Origin of the sequence: Coleofasciculus chthonoplastes PCC 7420, assembly GCF_000155555.1 — a bacterium.
In the GTDB taxonomy this organism is placed as follows: domain Bacteria; phylum Cyanobacteriota; class Cyanobacteriia; order Cyanobacteriales; family Coleofasciculaceae; genus Coleofasciculus; species Coleofasciculus chthonoplastes_A.
On sequence record NZ_DS989842.1, the window covers coordinates 444873 to 461267 of the forward strand.

Below are 16395 nucleotides of genomic sequence, written 5' to 3' on the forward strand. Positions count from 1 at the left end.
CCCTACTAAATCAACGTTTCGGTGGTAATCCGTCAGACAAGAGACAGTTTCGCCTCAAAATGCTACCGTTTTTAGATAGACGTACCATTCCTACGTCTGGAACAGCGCACTAATAGGGGAATCCCACCGTGATTATCCTTCCAGGTTACCAGATTCTCGCCAAAATATACGAAAGCTCTAATTCTATAGTCTATCGAGGTATCCGACAGGTCGATACTCAACCTGTCATTTTGAAACTTCTCCAACCTGACTATCCTACGTCTGAAGAACTTAACCGCTATAAAACTGAATATGAAATTACTCATAACTGGCAACTGGCGGGTGTTATTCACGCCTATGACTTACTCACTTATCAGAATAGGTTGGTAATCATATTTGAAGATATTGGTGGAGAATCATTAAACGTATTACTCAATACAACAAAATTTTCACTGTCCGATATTCTGGACATTGCGATTAAGATTACAGAAGGCTTAGGTCAAATCCACGCCGCTAATACAATTCATAAAGATATTAATCCATCAAATATTATTTTCAATCCGGTAACGGGACAACTCAAAATTATTGATTTTGGTATCGCGGTTCGCGTATCTAGCGAAAATCATTCGCTAAAACAATCGCCTAGTGTAGAGGGAACATTAGCCTATTTATCCCCAGAGCAAACTGGACGGATGGATTGTCCTCTAGATTACCGCACGGATTTTTATTCCTTAGGTGTCACTCTTTATGAACTATTAACCCATCATCTTCCTTTCGATAAAGATGAACCCATGGAGTTGATTTATTGCCATCTGGCTCAACAGCCTCTCCCCCCTCATATAACGTTGCAGTCAAACGTCGTAGAGGAGGAGGATAGGGGAGCAGGGGAAGACAAAAAAGATGGGGACGTTGACTCAAAACTTAGTCAGGGCGAGTTTGGCACAAAGGTTACCATCAATGACGAACAGAAAGTTCCTAAATTTATCCCTACAAACCTAGTTCCAGATGAGCCTAGCGTTGGGTCAATAGTCAACACTCAAGACTTTCCCAATCACCAATTATTGTGTCCTCAAGCCATTTCCAATATTGTCATGAAACTATTGGAAAAAATACCGCAAAAGCGATACCAAAGTGCTGTGGGACTCAAGGCAGATTTAGAGTATTGCTTAGAGCAATTAAAAACAACTGGCAAAATCAAAGAATTCCCCCTTGGATGTCAAGATCTGGGAAAAACATTGCAAATACCTCCAAAACTTTATGGTCGAGAACGTGAAATTCAAGCACTACTCGCCGCTTTTTCTCGCATCGCTTGTTATCCAAAGGGGCAAGGGGCAATAAATACCAAAAAAGGGCTGAGTGAAATCATTCTGATTACGGGTGATGCTGGCGTTGGTAAGTCCGCTCTAATCCAGCAAATTCGCCCCTCTATTATCCAGGAAAATAGTTATTTTATTACTGGAAAATTTGATCAATTTCAACGAAATACTCCTTGCTCAGCTTTGGTTAATGCCTTCTCCAAATTAATCCGAAAAATCTTAACTGAAAGTGAAGCAAAACTTAGGCAATGGCGAAAAATATTACTGGAAGCATTAGGTCGCAATGGAAAAATTATTATCCAGGTCATTCCAGAAGTTGAGCTAATTATTGGTACTCAGCCTGAAGTACCAGAATTAGGATTGGCTGAATCCCAAAATCGCTTCCATTTAGTATTTCAAGCCTTCATGCGGGTTTTCTGTCAACCTGAACATCCTTTAGTCATTTTTTTAGATGATTTACAATGGGCTGATGCGGCTACCCTAAAGTTGCTGGAATTCATTTTGACAGATGACCCAATCCACCATCTATTCCTCATTGGTGCGTATCGAGACGATGAAGTTGATCCGAATCATGCTTTAATGATTAGCTTCGATAAAATTTGTAGTCTTGGCGTTATTCTCAACCAAATTATCTTAACCCCCCTGAACCGGGAACGAGTTATTGAGTTAATCTCCGAAACCTTACACAGAGATGCTCAATCTGTTACTGCTTTAGCAGAACTCATAGTGCGTAAAACCGCAGGAAATCCTTTTTTTATTAAGGAATTTATCAAAACCCTTGCCCAGGAAAATCTGATTTTCTTTAGTTCTTCTACCAACAAAGGTTCAGGTCAGTGGACTTGGGATATCGACCGGATTGAAGAAACGGCGATTACAGATAACGTGGTGGAGTTGATGATTGGCAAGTTAAAAAAACTTCCGGAAAGCACTCAGCATGTTTTAAGTTTAGCCGCTTGTATCGGAAATCATTTTCAACTCGATTTACTTGCCAAAATTCATGAGAAAACTCCGAATGAAACCTGGGATGATTTATATCCAGCAATTCAGTTAGGATTAATTGAAGCCCAGGCGAAAAAATCGCAAAATTACTTTCATTTAATTCAATATTATAAATTTTCGCACGATCGCGTACAACAAGCGGTTGATGCTTTAATGGATAAAGCAACAAAAGAAACCGTTCACTGGCGCATTGGTCGGCTGTTGCTTGCCCAGCTATCCCCCTATCAAAAATATGAACGAATTTTTGATATTGTTGATCATCTCAATTGGAAAGCTTACGCGATTACCACCACTCACGAACGACTTGAATTAACTCGGTTAAACTTAGCGGCTGCCAAAAAAGCGAAGTCAGCAACGGCTTATACCGCCGCTAGAGATTACCTAAACTACGGACTATTAAGCTTAAGTGAAACAAGCTGGACTGACCAGTATTCATTAACCTTAAAACTTCATAAGGAACTCGCTGAAGTTGAATATTTGAATGGCGACTTTGACTCGTCAGAGCATTTAATTTATCAGTGTTTAATTCAAGCCAAATCCGTTATGGAACAGGCTGAACTGTATAACCTGCTTATTGTTCAGCATACCATGCTAGCCAACTATAAAGAAGCCATTCAAGTCGGACGCCAAGCCCTCAAAAAAATCGGTATCAATTTTCCCGACACTAATGTAAAAAGCGGCTTAAATCGTGAATTAGCTGACTTAAAACGAAATTTAGGAACTCGGCACATTGCCAGTCTAATTGATTTACCATACATGACCGACAGGGTGACAAAAGCGGCAGTAAATTTACTATTAAGTCTCGATCCGCCCACGTATTTCTTTGATCAAGATAGTTATGCGTGGGTTACGGTAAAACTCGTAAGTTTATCCCTACAATATGGTAATGCTCCGGAATCAGCTAAAGGCTATTCTAATTATGGATTACTCCTGGGTTCGCTTTGGGGAGATTATCAGTCTGGGTATGCCTTTGGTTTACTGGCTTGTCAACTGAGCAAAACGTTTAATCATCCAATTTATATCAGTCGCACCCATCATTTCTTGGCGACATTTTTGAATTCCTGGGTCAAGCCGATTCAATGTGCTGAGTCGATTAATCATGAAGCTTATCAGGCGGGAATGGACGCTGGGGATTTTCAATATGTTGGCTATATCTTAAACAATCAATTTCATAATGCCTTCAATCAAGGCTCAAGCTTAACCGATGTCCTTACCCAAGCGGATGCATTTTTGCACTTTAGCCGCAAAACTCAAAACCAATGGGTAACAGACATGATTTTAGCCTGTAAACTGCCTATTTGGAATTTATGTGGACAAACGGAAGCGAAAGAAGTGTTTGATACTGATGAGATGAGTGAAGCCAATTATTTAGCTAGCTGCCATACTTATCAGACGTTTGGTGGTCTTTGTACATTTTACAGTATTAAAGCCTGGGTTCTCTATCTCTACAACCAACCCGAAGCAGCACTTAATTGTATTAAGCAAACCGAAAAATACCTGCCCTTTATTCGTGGTTTATACATCCAAGCTGAACATAATTTTTATATATCCCTGATTCTAACTGCACTCTATCCTCAGGCGGCGGAGAGTCAACAAGCTGATTATTGGCAAACCTTGATTATTGCTCAAGTTCAGATGAAAGGTTGGGCAGACAATTGTCCAGAAAATTTTCGGCATAACTATGTATTAATTAATGCAGAAATGGCACGGATTTCTGGTCAAACGGAAAAAGCAATGGATCTCTATGATCAAGCCATTGATTTAGCTAAAACCAATGGGTTTATTCACCATGAAGCTTTAGCAAATGAACTAGCCGCAAAGTTTTGGTTGAGTAAAAGTAAGGTAAAGTTTGCTCAACTCTACATGCAAAAAGCACGCCATAGCTATCAACATTGGGGTGCCAAGCGAAAAGTTGAAGATTTAGAGAAGACTTATCCTGGCTTATTTACCGACGCCTTAACCTCGGTTAATATCAAAGATACACTTACCAATTCCCATACGAACTCAGTTTCGGGGAGTCATCTTGCCGCTGTGCTAGACTTGACCACGATCATTAAAACATTCCAAGCGCTTTCCAGTGAAATTGCCCTCGATAAGTTGCTGATTAGCTTAATAAAAATTTTAATCGAAAATGCTGGGGCGACACAAGGCGCTTTACTATTGGATTGGGATGGGCAGTTACGGATTGAAGCAACGTGTCGGGGAGATTTAGATAGTATTGCTGTCTTGCAATCAATTCCCTTAGAAACCAGCCAAGATATTCCCACCACGATTATCCATTATGTCAGCCGGACGCAAGACATTTTAGTCTTAAACGATGCCACGTCTGAGGATAGATTTATTACTGATGCCTATATTCAGCAAAATCAACCCAAATCTATCGTCTGTGCGCCCCTGCTAAATCAAGGACAATTAATTGGACTGTTTTATCTAGAAAATAATTTAGCGATCGCGGCATTTACGCCCGAACGAGTTGAACTGTTAAATCTAATATCAGCCCAAGCTGCGATTTCGATTAAAAATTCTCGTCTGTGGCAAAAACAAGCGGAACTTAATCATTCATTACAGGCGGAAATTGCCGAACGCAAACGCACAGAAACTGCTTTACGTAAAAGTGAGGGACTTTATCGAACCCTGACGCAAAACTTTCCCAATGGCAGTGTTTTATTATTTGATCGAGAGTTACGCTTCTTGTTAGCAGAAGGGGAGGGAATAAGGGCTGGCGGCTTTGAGCCGGAACAGTTAAAAGGAAAAACAATTACAGATGTCTTATCACCTGATGTTTGTAAAATCATCGAACCTCTGTATCAGTCAGCCTTAGCCGGAGAAACCAATGTATCGGAAATGATATTTGCCGATCGCACCCATCAAGTGTATACGCTTCCGGTGAAAAATGAGCAAGGTGAGATTTTTGCTGGGATGGTGATGTCCCAAGATATCACCCTGCAAAAACAAGCAGAACATATCTTACAAAATGCACGAGAAGAATTAGAACGGCGAGTCGAAGAACGCACCCAAGCCTTAAGCGCCATGAATAACGTCTTACAGACGGAAATTGCTGAACGTCGCGAGGCGGAAACAAAACTTAAAGAACTCACCCAGGAACTCCAACGATCGAATCAAGAATTAGAACAGTTTGCCTATATAGCGTCCCACGATTTACAAGAACCCTTACGCGCTGTGGCAAGTTATACCCAACTGTTGCAACAAGACTACCTGGATCAACTCGATGAATCCGCCCAAGACTATATGGCATTTATCATTGATGGTGCAACCCGAATGCGCCAGTTGATTCAAGCCTTGCTGATGTATTCTCGTTTGGGGACTCGTCCCCCCGAAGGGAAACCGACCGATTGTAATGCCATCCTACATCAGGTGACTGAGAATTTACAGATCGCGATCGCAGAAAGCCAAGCGACGATTAGCCACGATTCCCTCCCCACGGTTCAGGCTGATCCCACTCAAGTGATCCAACTGTTTCAAAATCTCATCGCCAACGCGATCAAATTCTGCCGCGATCGCCCCCCTCACATCCAGATTGAGGCACAATTAAGAGAGAATGCATGGCTGTTTCAGGTCAAGGATAATGGAATTGGGATTAAACCCAAATACCTCGACCGTATCTTTGTCATCTTCAAACGTCTCCATACCCGGCGCGAGTTTTCGGGTACAGGTATCGGTTTAGCCGTTTGTAAGAAAATTGTCGAACGCCACGGTGGACAGATTTGGGTGGAATCTCAACCTGGAGTTGGTAGCACATTTTTCTTCACCCTTCCCTATTTGATATCCTCCGATGAGCAGCCATTATAGATTTAGACCCATTGAAATTTTACTGGTGGAAGACTCCCCCAGTGACGCGAATCTGATCCAGATCAGCTTTAAGCAAGCTAAAATTGCCAACAACCTACATTGGGTGGAAGATGGGGAAACAGCCCTAGACTACTTACTCCAGCAAGGAGATTATGCTAACACTCCCCGTCCAGATTTGATTGTGTTAGATCTGAATTTACCGGGAATGGATGGTCAAGAAGTATTAACCTCGGTCAAATCAGACCCCACGCTCAAACGGATTCCCGTGATCGTTCTCACAACTTCAGAGGATGAAGAGGATATACTCAAGTCTTATGAACTTAATGCCAACTGCTATATTACCAAACCTATCGATATTCAACAGTTTATGCGAATGGTTCAGCTATTGGAGGAATTTTGGTTAGCGGCGGTTCAATTGCCCTCGGAGTGATACCAGTCCTATGGACAAACACCTAATTCATGTCCTGTTAGTGGAGGATAGCCCTAGTGATGCTCGCTTGCAGCGTCATCGATTTTCACGTTTAGACCCAACCGAATGGCAACTTCATCATGTTGAACGACTCGCTGATGCGATTGAGAGTTGTACGAATTTTCCCATTGATGTAGTTTTGTTAGACCTGAATCTTCCTGATGCTGATGGCTTAGAAACTGTTACTGAATTTCGAGAGGCGATTCCCTATCTGCCCATTGTTGTGTTAACGGGAGCCAATGACGAAGAATTAGCCCTAGGAGCAATGGCGCATGGGGCGCAAGATTATTTACTTAAGGATGATATTACAATTCCCTTATTAGTGAAAACGATTCGGTACGGGATTGAACGGGGACAAATTCTCAAAAAACTCCAGGATAGTGAACGACGTTTCCGGGGAATTTTCAATCAAACCTTTCAATCCATGATGTTGCTGACTCCAGAAGGGCTGATTGTGGATATCAATGAAACGGCATTAAATGCAAGTGGCTATAAATTAGATGATTTACTCGGTTTGCCCGTATGGAAACTGGAGTGTTGGAATCATTGCCCCTCTATACAGGAGTGGTTGAAAGCGGCGATTAAAAAGGCGGCTAATGGTGATTTGGTGCGACAGGACGTTCAGTTTCGCAAACAGGAAAGCGTCATGGTTCGCATGGATTTTTCGCTTAAACCGTTAAAAGATGAGGAGGAACGGGTTATTTTACTTATTGCTGAAGGACGAGATATTCATGAATAAGGCTGTTTGTAGTCAGCACTTTAGTGCTAGCATTTTCAGGCACTTAAGTGCCTACTACAAACCTACTACGAACCGATAAAATTAAGCAAGGCGTGGGCGAGTTCAAGTTTGCTGCACGGTTGAACCGACTCCTGGCGTCCCTGTTTATTAATGAAAATGGCTTGATTGGTGTCGCTGGCAAATCCCACATTCGGCTGATCAATGGGATTGGCGGCGATCGCGTCTAAATTCTTGACGTTTAATTTTTCTAACGCAGGCTTGACAATATCGCCAGTTTGTGCTGCAAACCCAATTAACTGTTGATGACTTTGTTTGCGCTGTCCGAGTTCTGCCAAAATATCGGGTACAGGTTCTAAAGCTAAGGCAGTGGGAAGCTGGGCTTTGGGTAATTTCTCTGAGGTATGATCAGCAGGTTTGACATCGGCGACGGCGGCTGCCATGATTACCAGATCGGCTGCGGAGAAATAAGATAACATGACCTGACGCATTTCAGCCGCACTGACAACGGAAATTGCCTGAATATCGGGGGGAATGGGTTCGGTTAGAGGCGCATGAACTAACACCACTTTGGCGCCGCGATGCTTGGCGGCTTGTGCCAATGCCAATCCCATTTTACCTGTAGAGGGATTGCCAATAAAGCGCACGGGGTCTAAATGTTCTCTGGTGCCACCTGTACTAATTAATACCTGTTTGCCGAGTAAATCCCGCTTACCACCTGTGTATAACACTGAATAAATAGCAGCGAGAATCTCGGAGGGTTCTGCCAAGCGCCCTGCACCCACGCGATCGCACGCCAATCGTCCGGCATCGGGTCCCACCGTATGATACCTGGAATCGCTCAATAGGTGTTGCCAATTCCGTTGTACTGCCTGCTGTTCCCACATATCCGTGTTCATCGCTGGGGCAAGGAGTACGGGACAATGGGAGGCGAGAACGGTATTAGTTAATAAATTATCCGCTAAACCGTGAGCTAATTTGCCCAATGTGTTGGCGGTAAGGGGGGCAATCACGAATAAATCAGCCCATTCGCCCAACTCGATATGAACGGGGCGATTATGAATCGGTTGCCAAAATAGGCGATCGGTATACGCCTGATGGCGCGAGAGGGTGGAAATAGTCAGGGGGGTGATAAATTCTTGAGCCGCTTGGGTGAGAATCACCCGAACTTGCACCCCAGCCTGAAACAGGGTGGAAATAACCTGACAAACTTTATAGGCGGCGATACCACCGCCTATACCTATCAATACTCGCCGCGACTCATTCACGCTTCATCATACGCTTCTAGGTCTAGCAAGTAGAGGTAGGGTTCTGCCAAATCCGGACGTTGGAAGGCTAGCGCCCGCAGTACATGCCAGTCATCTAGTCCCGCAAACGCATTTTCATATTCGTCCTGTTCTAAACGTCCTGCTAATTCAGCAACATCCTGTTTCGTGAAAGCCGACAAATCACGCTGGGACATGGTTAACGTTGCCATTGTTCACGCCTCTCTTGAATCGGATTGATGTACATTGCACAGAGCGCTATTACCGCCGCGTTTCTATTATCGCCATTCAAGGACAGAACTGGGGACTTTTTTTGTTAAGGCTTTGTAAGGTTTTGCAGTTTGCGTCATGAAGCCCTAACCTAAGAATTAACCTGAAATTATCAGTACAAATGTACTGCACCTGACTTAAAGCCCAATCCAGCAAGGCAGTTATCAACTAATTCTCTGTAGCAAGCGCTGCAAATTGCGATAGCAGTCTCTTAGGTACTAGGAATATCATCTTTACTCGTGTATTGGTTGGCTGCGTCTCAACTTTTATAAGTTCTGGTGCTATATGGGACTTGTTCTTGTCTTTAGGTTTAGCAAATGCAAAAACAGTGAAGTCGATTGATTCCGCAAATCTTAGGAGTTTTTTGTGGGGATACGCTTCCGACAAGACAAGGGGTTGATCTCGTATTAGCAAGCTTTTGCCACCCAATAAGACTTGAAAATCAGCCCCCTCTACATCGGTTTTAATAGCCGAAACGCTTAGTGAAGGATAATCTGCCATGAAAACATCTAGAGTGGTAACTGGCACAGATATCCCTTGACCTTGTGAGCCTTGTCTTACCAGCGAGTTTAGTTCTGGAGAGGCACTAAGACTGAGTTCCATCGTACCAGGCTCAGAATACAAGGCTTTTCTGATAATTTGAGCATTCTGGAACTGAGCTAAATTCTTCTTCAGAGTTTCAACTACTCTAGGATCAGGTTCAAAGGAGTAAACATTGCAAGATGATGTTATAGCTAGCAAACTGTAGTATCCAATATTAGCTCCAACATCGATAAAGCTTTTCTCCCTATCCAAAAATTTAAGCAGAAGGGTTTCACTGCCCCAATCAAGTCTATCCCTCTTGAGAAAAAGTTCTGTTCCAAACTTACTATGCCAGGGAAGAACCATTGGTACACCATTTGGCAGCACAATCTTTTGGTCTACTTTTGCCAGCTTGTACAATTTTCTTAACGTGTACCGATAGGCAAAGTTGGCGTAGCCCACTTCTTGAGCAAGACGAACAAAATAATTGTCAGAGATGTTCACAATGATTTAATCGCATCTGATCATAGAGCAAGTCTACAACTCTCCAGCTCCTAATGATTAAGCCTATTTTCAATGCCGGGGAACTATCAAACTCAATAGACCTCGGTTCTCGTACCTGTTGCAGGAATGCCTTGAAACTCAATCGGAGCGGCGGGATTTGAACCCACGACCCCCACTACCCCAAAGTGGTGCGCTACCAAGCTGCGCTACGCCCCGTGAAACCTTTCCTAGATTATCATAAGATTCATCATTTTAACAACTTTCCCGAAACACGTTCTGACGCAAGGGTTTGAAGGGAAGCTTGTCAGAACACAAAATCCTGTAGGTTGGGTTTCGGCTTCGCTCAACCCAACAGGTTCTCATTGAGAGGAAAGGGCGACCCAATGTCATGGAGTGGATTCGAGTTGAGCATTTATGCAAGCGGGTCGCCCCTACACACACCTCAGGTATCTCTTCCATTCATAGCCCCCTCTGGAACTCTCTCAAAATACTTGTAGAGACTGAGCCGCTTGCAGTAAACCGGGAACAGCTTGGGCTTGCCAACTCCCCTCACAACGACGTTCCCGGTTCAAAATGAAGCGTAGCGTATAGGCAGAGGGATAACCTTCGACTTCCATCCAGAGCAAATCACTTTCGGCTTCACAGGTGATTTTCTCCTCATCGACCAACTCATCAGCGATGTTTTCAATGGCTTGAGCAAGCTGTGCTAACAATCGACAAAAATCGTCTAACTCCGCCTGAGTCAGCTCGATTGCCCACTCCTCGGTACCGACTAACCCCTGATAATGAGTTGCTTGAGGATTCCAACCTAGACGCCAACCTGATCCAGTTTTGACAATTCGTTCTGTTGTCATTGGTCATTCTTTTCCAACCAATCTCGGATTACCATCTCAACGGTATGAGGAGATACCCCAACCAACAGGGCTAAGGCTTCTACCAACAGGGCTAAGGTTTCATCTAGCATTCGGGAAATCGTTTCAGCGCCAAAGAAGCCCAAAAACTGATTCAAAATTGTCTGAACTCGTTGTTCAGGTATTGGGTTATTGGTTATTTGTATAGTTAACCGCACCCATTGGCGGCGAATTAAATAAGCTCGTTTGCGCTCATCGGCTGATTCGGGAGTGAGTAAATTCAGATCTCCCACAGATATCACGAGCCGACAATCCTGATCAAATCTGCCCCCGACAGCAGCACCGGGTCCAGCAAACTCGGCATGATAACGTTTCCAGAGAATTAAACCATTTCGACGACGCGGATCAACAACTAATAACTGATTATTGAAGCCAAACTCTTCAATCATTGATGATTTAGGCGGTTTGGGTGGATAACCTGAACCTGATGCTTCTGTACTTAGAGTTTCCGATTCCGGGGATAAATTAGGTGAAGAATTTACTATCCAGGAAGGATTGGAACTCTCTAGAACTGGATTGGGGGAATGGTTCATGGTTACTCTGTCATGAGTTTACTCACTGTTTTAACTCAGCCAGTAAGTTGTATCATTGGTGTTTGCTTCGGATGAGTCAAATATTCACAAAACGTAATATCCTCCTCTGGAGCATTATTAAGGGACTTGCACCGTCAGCGCCGAATTTTCCCTCGACAGAGGGTTGACGACAGAAGGTTGAAACCATTGCATAAGACACACCGAGCGTGTTAAGCTGTTCGGCATTTAAACCTTAATATCAATAACGGCGAAAGGATGGTAGTGCGTTAAGCGAAGCCATGCCGCAGGCTTTGCATCTTGCTCGCTACTAATACCCAATTTAAATGCATGACAGCTTACTGAGCGAAGTCGAAGTAAGTCGAAGTAAGCCGAGGTAAGCCGAGGTGTTGCCTATTCCACACCGAGCGAAGTCGAGGTGTTCCCTATTCCCTCTCCCCACCACAACACTTATTCCGCAGACCCTAATTAGTTCCTTGGCGAATCTCGAATCATCTGAATTGTATAAGGAAATACACCCACCAATAGGGCAAAGGCTTCGTCAGGTATTTTGGCAATTGTTTCGGCATCAAAAAAGCCCTCAAACTGACTCAGAATCTTCTGGGCACGTTTGGCTGATGTGGGATGATTGGTTATTTGTATCGTCAGTTGCGCCCACTGGCGGCGAATTAAACAAGCACGTTTTCGCTCATCGGCTGATTCGGGAGTGAGCAACCTCATATCCCCCACAGGTATCACTTGCCGACAATCATGATCAAATATTCCACCGACGGCGGCACCAGGTCCAGCAAACTCGGCGTGATAACGTTTATAGATAATTAAACCATTCCGACGACGCGGATCAACAATTGATAACTGATTATTTAACCCACATTTTTCAGTCATTGATAATTTTGGCTTTTCGGATGGGATATCTAAAGCCGATGTCATTGATGATTTGGATGGTTCAGGCGAGACACCTGAATCTAATGTCTCTGTGCTTAGTTGGTCCGACTCCGGGGATAATTTAGGCGAATGATTCACTATCAAAAAATGATTGGAACTCTCCAGACCGAGATTGTTGGGCTGGTTCATTGTTACTAGGGCAGGGGTTTACTCCTGTTTTAACGCAATCGCCGTTGTACTTATCCTACAAACTCCTAATCGTTGCCAATTGAGCTAGGATTGCATCCTCAGTATCATAGTCCAGCAATTCTGGTGCTGCTGCTGAGGAAACGGTTTCAGGCAAGTGAATTCGTTCTCACTCAATGGTACACTTCAGTGCTTCTGTTAAGAGGACGGGTTCAACATAACCCAATTCCTGGCGGATGCGGGTAGAATCGACCACCCAATGCTGTTCTAAATTGTAGGGCAAACTCCAACTGTCTGGCATCAGGGATGGCGACGCAATTACGACTTCACCCTTCCATCCAGCCACTTGTCCAATGCATCGAATCCGTTCTGCTGCCGTTGGAAATTGTGCCTCTGCTATATTTTGACATCCTCACCGCCCTACAAGGACGGTGATTCCCTACCAGTCGAACAGTATTAACTGCACGTACTCACACAATGACCGGAACTCATGCCATCACAGCAGACTACTATTCATCCTACTATAATAGGATGATTTCTCTGGAGAAAAAGCCGCCCTAGAAGGAGGAAACTTTAGACCCATTATTTCCGGTAAATTAATAGTGATATTACCAAATCACCGATAACCAAACTATGCAACTGCTGTGCATCAGCAACGGGCACGGAGAAGATGTCATTGCTGTCCGAATTTTACAGGAACTCAACGCTAGCCCAGATGCGCCCGAATTAGCCGCATTGCCATTAGTGGGTGAAGGTGCAGCCTATCGACAATTGGATATTCCGATTGTTGGACCCGTGCAAACCATGCCCTCTGGTGGTTTTATCTATATGGAAGGGCGTCACCTGCTGCGCGATGTGCAGAGTGGTTTGTTGAAATTGACATGGGCGCAATTGAAAGCGGTTCGCCGTTGGGCGAAACGCGGTGGGGTTATTTTAGCGGTGGGGGATATTGTCCCGCTTTTGTTTGCGTGGTTAAGTGGTGCCCCTTATGTTTTTGTCGGGACAGCTAAATCGGAGTATTATCTGCGGGATGAAGCCGGATGGTTACCGAATCGTAAGCGTCGCGAAGGATGGGCTGGTTCTGTGTATTTGCCATGGGAACGTTGGTTGATGAGTCGCAAGCGATGCAATGCGGTGTTTCCTAGAGATAAACTGACAACAGAAATTTTGCAAAAATGGTCAATTCCAGCATTGGATTTAGGGAACCCGATGATGGATGGGATTGAACCGGAACAGCCAGAACCGATATTCTATGAACCCGATGCCGAACAAAAAGAAATGCAGCGTCCTTTGATTGTTGCATTATTGCCTGGTTCGAGAATGCCAGAAGCCTACCAGAATTGGCAGAAAATCGCCCTAGCCGCAAATGGGCTATTGGATGCTTATAAGCAACGATCTGTGGTGTTTCTCGGCGCGATCGCACCCGCTTTAAGTCTTGACCCCTTACAAGAAACGTTGATAGGGTATGGCTGGCTTCAGCAGCCTCTGGAAGCCATCGACGTGAATCTGAAGTTGAATGATCCGAGTGCGATCGCCTTTACCCAAAAGAATGGCATCTTGATATTAACCCAAGACGACTATACCCTTTGTCTGCTCAAAGCAGACTGCTCCATTGCCATGGCGGGAACCGCAACCGAACAATTTGTCGGATTAGGAAAACCTGCGATCGCGATTCCGGGAATGGGTCCTCAATACACCCCCGCTTTTGCTGAAGCCCAAACCCGACTATTAGGACCATCCTTAATTTTAGTCGAACAACCAGATCGAGTCGCCCAAGTCCTACAGCAGTTGTTGCGAGACCCAGATCGCTTACAACTGATTGCCGACAATGGTCGCCGTCGTATGGGTCAATCGGGTGCAGCGCGACGCATTGCCGATTGTTTGATGGAACGGTTTGAGAAATAATTGGCTCTCCCGTACATAAGGTGATAAATTTTCCTTATATGTGTAGCGATTGGCTTGATTTGAAGAAAACCTAGCTTAATCGCTTAATTTAACTCACTTTCGCTCGTTTGCGTTTGGCGTTCAATAAACCTCCCCCCGCCAATAAACTTGCTAATAAAAATGAGGGTTCTGGAGCCGATGGAGTTTGTGTTGAAGAAAGAGGTTTTGCCGTTTGCGTTAGATTAAAACTTATATCAGCGTCAACCGGTATTGTTCCTGGAATCGGAATACCGATGGCAGCGACAGGAACGGATAAGGAGATACCTCCTTGACCTGTTACGATACATGTAGCTGACAAACAGGATTCAATTTCATTAAAATCATAGCCGTCCACAACCATTTCACCTGTGGGTGTGTCGTAAATGAAATTAAAATCCGATAGTTTATTGTTTTGAATATCAAAAACAGAACCACTTCCCTGAAAAGAAGTCAGTAAATCATCTTGATAAAAAAATGACAAGAATTCTGGAAAGAGATCTGACAAGGTGTCAGATGCATTTTTCCAAGGAATGGTTAACATAGTATCCCCTGTATCAGATAGCCTGCCGCTAAGGTTGTCAATATCGAAATCCTGGTCTATGGGTATTGTTACCTCATCCCCAGTAATATCAACACCGGGTAGATAAGGCAAATACTGCGATTGCACACTCAGATATCCAGAATACTTGAGATTGGTAACAGTAGCTGCCTCAACCGGAGCCATACCCACTGTTCCTAGAGCTATAGCTGTTCCAGCGATCACAATGGATAACCTTTTCATATTGGGTGTTCTCTGTTGTAGATATACGAGTTCCTTCTTAATCTATGAGATGTATAACCCTGATGAGGTAAAGTAACCGTGAAGTTTATATAAAGTTTTGATGAAGTTTTTGGATCGTCAAGTCGTGGGCAGGCGATCGCACAAAAAAAAGAGGGAGTTATCTCCCTCTGATATAATACAAACGTTCTTATCTGTAGCTGACTATTTTTTCTGCTTGCGCTTAGCAGCAAACATGCCACCCGCCGCCAACAGGCTTCCTAGTATAAAGGAGGGTTCAGGAGCCTTTTCCACTTCCACATTACTGGTTAGCTCAGGATCGTAGAGACCTGTATGAGACATCATATCCCCCTGTTCAAGCAACCCAGATTTTGCAGCGCTGAAGCTGTAATGGTAGGTAGTCTCTCCCTCATAGGTAATCTTGACAAGTTCAGCAGCTTGCACGGGTCGGTCACCCCAGACCATTGACAACATACCTTTCTGCTGATCGGTTAAATCATCAAAGATTAGGTCAACGGCATCATAGTGCCCCGCTAGCCCAACCTCTAGACTTCCCGTCATATCATCCATTTCAACATAGGCGATATTCGGATCGCTGAATCGTTGAAATCCGCCATTATCCCGGAATTCGTTGAACAGACTCTCTTTACTATTGGGAATTGTGGGCATAAACATGTTTGCCATTTCTAGCAAACCATTGGTGATGCCATAGGAGGTTAAAGCCGCCTCAAACCACTCGTTCGCCAAATTCAAATTATCGCCATTATCGTTATAGCTAGTATCCAAGGTTTCCCCAAACCAATCTGTTGCCGTCAAACTGCTCAGGGTAATGCTTTTGTCCCCCAGATCACCCGTTAAGCTAGTCACCGTGGTGTAGTTCAAGAATTCATCAAAGGATAATCGTTCACTATTTGCGAATAGCTCAACATTGCCCCCTGGTTCACCTTTTTTACAACTGTTGCTGGGTATGAACGCTCCTCCAACTGAGCAACTTCCTTGCAAGACTGTTTCCAAATCAGCATCGTTGTTGAGCTTGGTAAAATCCGCCGTCGCTGTAGGATCTGGATTGGGGACGTATTCGTAGATGAAATAGTCCACTCCCTTTTCACCCGTCACTTTAGGGTTAGTCAGAGATGCAGCCGACGCTGGATTGGTGGCGATCGCACTGACACCCACGGCAACTGATGCCCCGACGAGCAGTTTCTGGATATTGATTTTCATTGCAGTATCTCCGTGACTTTATAGGTTGAGCCTTCTTAACAGCACATACACAGGGTTAGGCTTTGGCTAACCCTCTTTTGGCTCTAATAAC

The 16395-nt window shown here is 44.1% G+C and carries 13 protein-coding genes and 1 tRNA gene; 4 read left to right on the forward strand and 10 right to left on the reverse strand.

Features of this window, described 5'->3' with window-relative positions; translation table 11 throughout:
• Positions 1-128: 128 nt before the first annotated feature.
• The 3 genes from MC7420_RS03760 to MC7420_RS34825 are packed head-to-tail and all read left to right on the forward strand — an operon-like array spanning position 129 to position 7312.
• A complete protein-coding gene (locus MC7420_RS03760) occupies positions 129-6104 on the forward strand; it encodes a protein kinase domain-containing protein (RefSeq protein WP_052307419.1) in 5976 nt (1991 codons plus the stop codon).
• Positions 6088-6534, forward strand: coding sequence for a response regulator (locus tag MC7420_RS03765; RefSeq protein ID WP_006098453.1), 447 nt, complete (start codon positions 6088-6090; stop codon positions 6532-6534). Before MC7420_RS03760 ends, MC7420_RS03765 begins: the two co-directional genes overlap by 17 nt.
• Positions 6535-6544: 10 nt before the next feature.
• Positions 6545-7312: a response regulator gene (locus MC7420_RS34825; RefSeq protein WP_006098669.1), complete on the forward strand. Its 768-nt coding sequence runs from the start codon at positions 6545-6547 to the stop codon at positions 7310-7312.
• Between the two features lie 65 nt (positions 7313-7377).
• Here MC7420_RS34825 and coaBC read toward each other — a convergent pair whose 3' ends face one another.
• The 8 genes from coaBC to MC7420_RS39120 form a co-directional block, all read right to left on the reverse strand.
• Complete coding sequence (gene coaBC, locus MC7420_RS03775) at positions 7378-8577, reverse strand: bifunctional phosphopantothenoylcysteine decarboxylase/phosphopantothenate--cysteine ligase CoaBC (protein WP_006098707.1); 1200 nt, start codon at positions 8575-8577, stop codon at positions 7378-7380.
• Positions 8574-8786 carry a protein IsiD gene (gene isiD / locus MC7420_RS03780; RefSeq protein ID WP_044204758.1) on the reverse strand — a complete coding sequence of 71 codons (213 nt, stop codon included), beginning with the start codon at positions 8784-8786 and terminating at the stop codon, positions 8574-8576. Before isiD ends, coaBC begins: the two co-directional genes overlap by 4 nt.
• 226 nt (positions 8787-9012) lie before the next feature.
• Positions 9013-9870: an FkbM family methyltransferase gene (locus MC7420_RS03785; RefSeq protein WP_232231627.1), complete on the reverse strand. Its 858-nt coding sequence runs from the start codon at positions 9868-9870 to the stop codon at positions 9013-9015.
• Positions 9871-10012: 142 nt separating this feature from the next.
• Positions 10013-10086: transfer RNA gene (locus MC7420_RS03790), tRNA-Pro, on the reverse strand.
• A gap of 266 nt (positions 10087-10352) precedes the next feature.
• Positions 10353-10724 (reverse strand): DUF1818 family protein, encoded by a 372-nt coding sequence (locus MC7420_RS03795; RefSeq protein ID WP_006098537.1) that lies wholly within the window; start codon positions 10722-10724, stop codon positions 10353-10355.
• Positions 10721-11170 carry a hypothetical protein gene (locus MC7420_RS03800; protein WP_044204986.1) on the reverse strand — a complete coding sequence of 150 codons (450 nt, stop codon included), beginning with the start codon at positions 11168-11170 and terminating at the stop codon, positions 10721-10723. The genes MC7420_RS03795 and MC7420_RS03800 overlap by 4 nt, the downstream gene beginning before the upstream one ends.
• Positions 11171-11779: 609 nt before the next feature.
• Entirely contained in the window at positions 11780-12241 is a 462-nt protein-coding gene (locus MC7420_RS03805; protein WP_006098661.1) for a hypothetical protein, read from the reverse strand.
• 310 nt (positions 12242-12551) lie between these two features.
• The gene (locus tag MC7420_RS39120; protein WP_157453018.1) at positions 12552-12728 is read right to left on the reverse strand and encodes a hypothetical protein; all 177 of its coding nucleotides are present in this window, start codon (positions 12726-12728) and stop codon (positions 12552-12554) included.
• A gap of 287 nt (positions 12729-13015) precedes the next feature.
• Here MC7420_RS39120 and MC7420_RS03810 point away from each other — a divergent pair, with 287 nt between their 5' ends.
• The gene (locus MC7420_RS03810; RefSeq protein WP_006098439.1) at positions 13016-14287 is read left to right on the forward strand and encodes a lipid-A-disaccharide synthase-related protein; all 1272 of its coding nucleotides are present in this window, start codon (positions 13016-13018) and stop codon (positions 14285-14287) included.
• 88 nt (positions 14288-14375) lie between these two features.
• Here the strand turns inward: MC7420_RS03810 and MC7420_RS03815 are convergent, their stop codons facing one another.
• Positions 14376-15086: a hypothetical protein gene (locus MC7420_RS03815; RefSeq protein ID WP_044204764.1), complete on the reverse strand. Its 711-nt coding sequence runs from the start codon at positions 15084-15086 to the stop codon at positions 14376-14378.
• Positions 15087-15287: 201 nt separating this feature from the next.
• Complete coding sequence (locus MC7420_RS03820) at positions 15288-16304, reverse strand: NF038130 family PEP-CTERM protein (RefSeq protein WP_006098752.1); 1017 nt, start codon at positions 16302-16304, stop codon at positions 15288-15290.
• Between the last annotated feature and the right edge of the window lie 91 nt (positions 16305-16395).

Coding starts and splice junctions, on each gene's coding strand:
- MC7420_RS03765 (WP_006098453.1), top strand. CDS start 6,088: ATGAGCAGCCATTATAGATTTAGACCCATTGAAATTTTACTGGTGGAA.
- MC7420_RS34825 (WP_006098669.1), top strand. CDS start 6,545: ATGGACAAACACCTAATTCATGTCCTGTTAGTGGAGGATAGCCCTAGT.
- isiD (WP_044204758.1), bottom strand. CDS start 8,786: ATGGCAACGTTAACCATGTCCCAGCGTGATTTGTCGGCTTTCACGAAA.
- MC7420_RS03795 (WP_006098537.1), bottom strand. CDS start 10,724: ATGACAACAGAACGAATTGTCAAAACTGGATCAGGTTGGCGTCTAGGT.
- MC7420_RS03800 (WP_044204986.1), bottom strand. CDS start 11,170: ATGATTGAAGAGTTTGGCTTCAATAATCAGTTATTAGTTGTTGATCCG.
- MC7420_RS03805 (WP_006098661.1), bottom strand. CDS start 12,241: ATGACATCGGCTTTAGATATCCCATCCGAAAAGCCAAAATTATCAATG.
- MC7420_RS03810 (WP_006098439.1), top strand. CDS start 13,016: ATGCAACTGCTGTGCATCAGCAACGGGCACGGAGAAGATGTCATTGCT.
- MC7420_RS03815 (WP_044204764.1), bottom strand. CDS start 15,086: ATGAAAAGGTTATCCATTGTGATCGCTGGAACAGCTATAGCTCTAGGA.
- MC7420_RS03820 (WP_006098752.1), bottom strand. CDS start 16,304: ATGAAAATCAATATCCAGAAACTGCTCGTCGGGGCATCAGTTGCCGTG.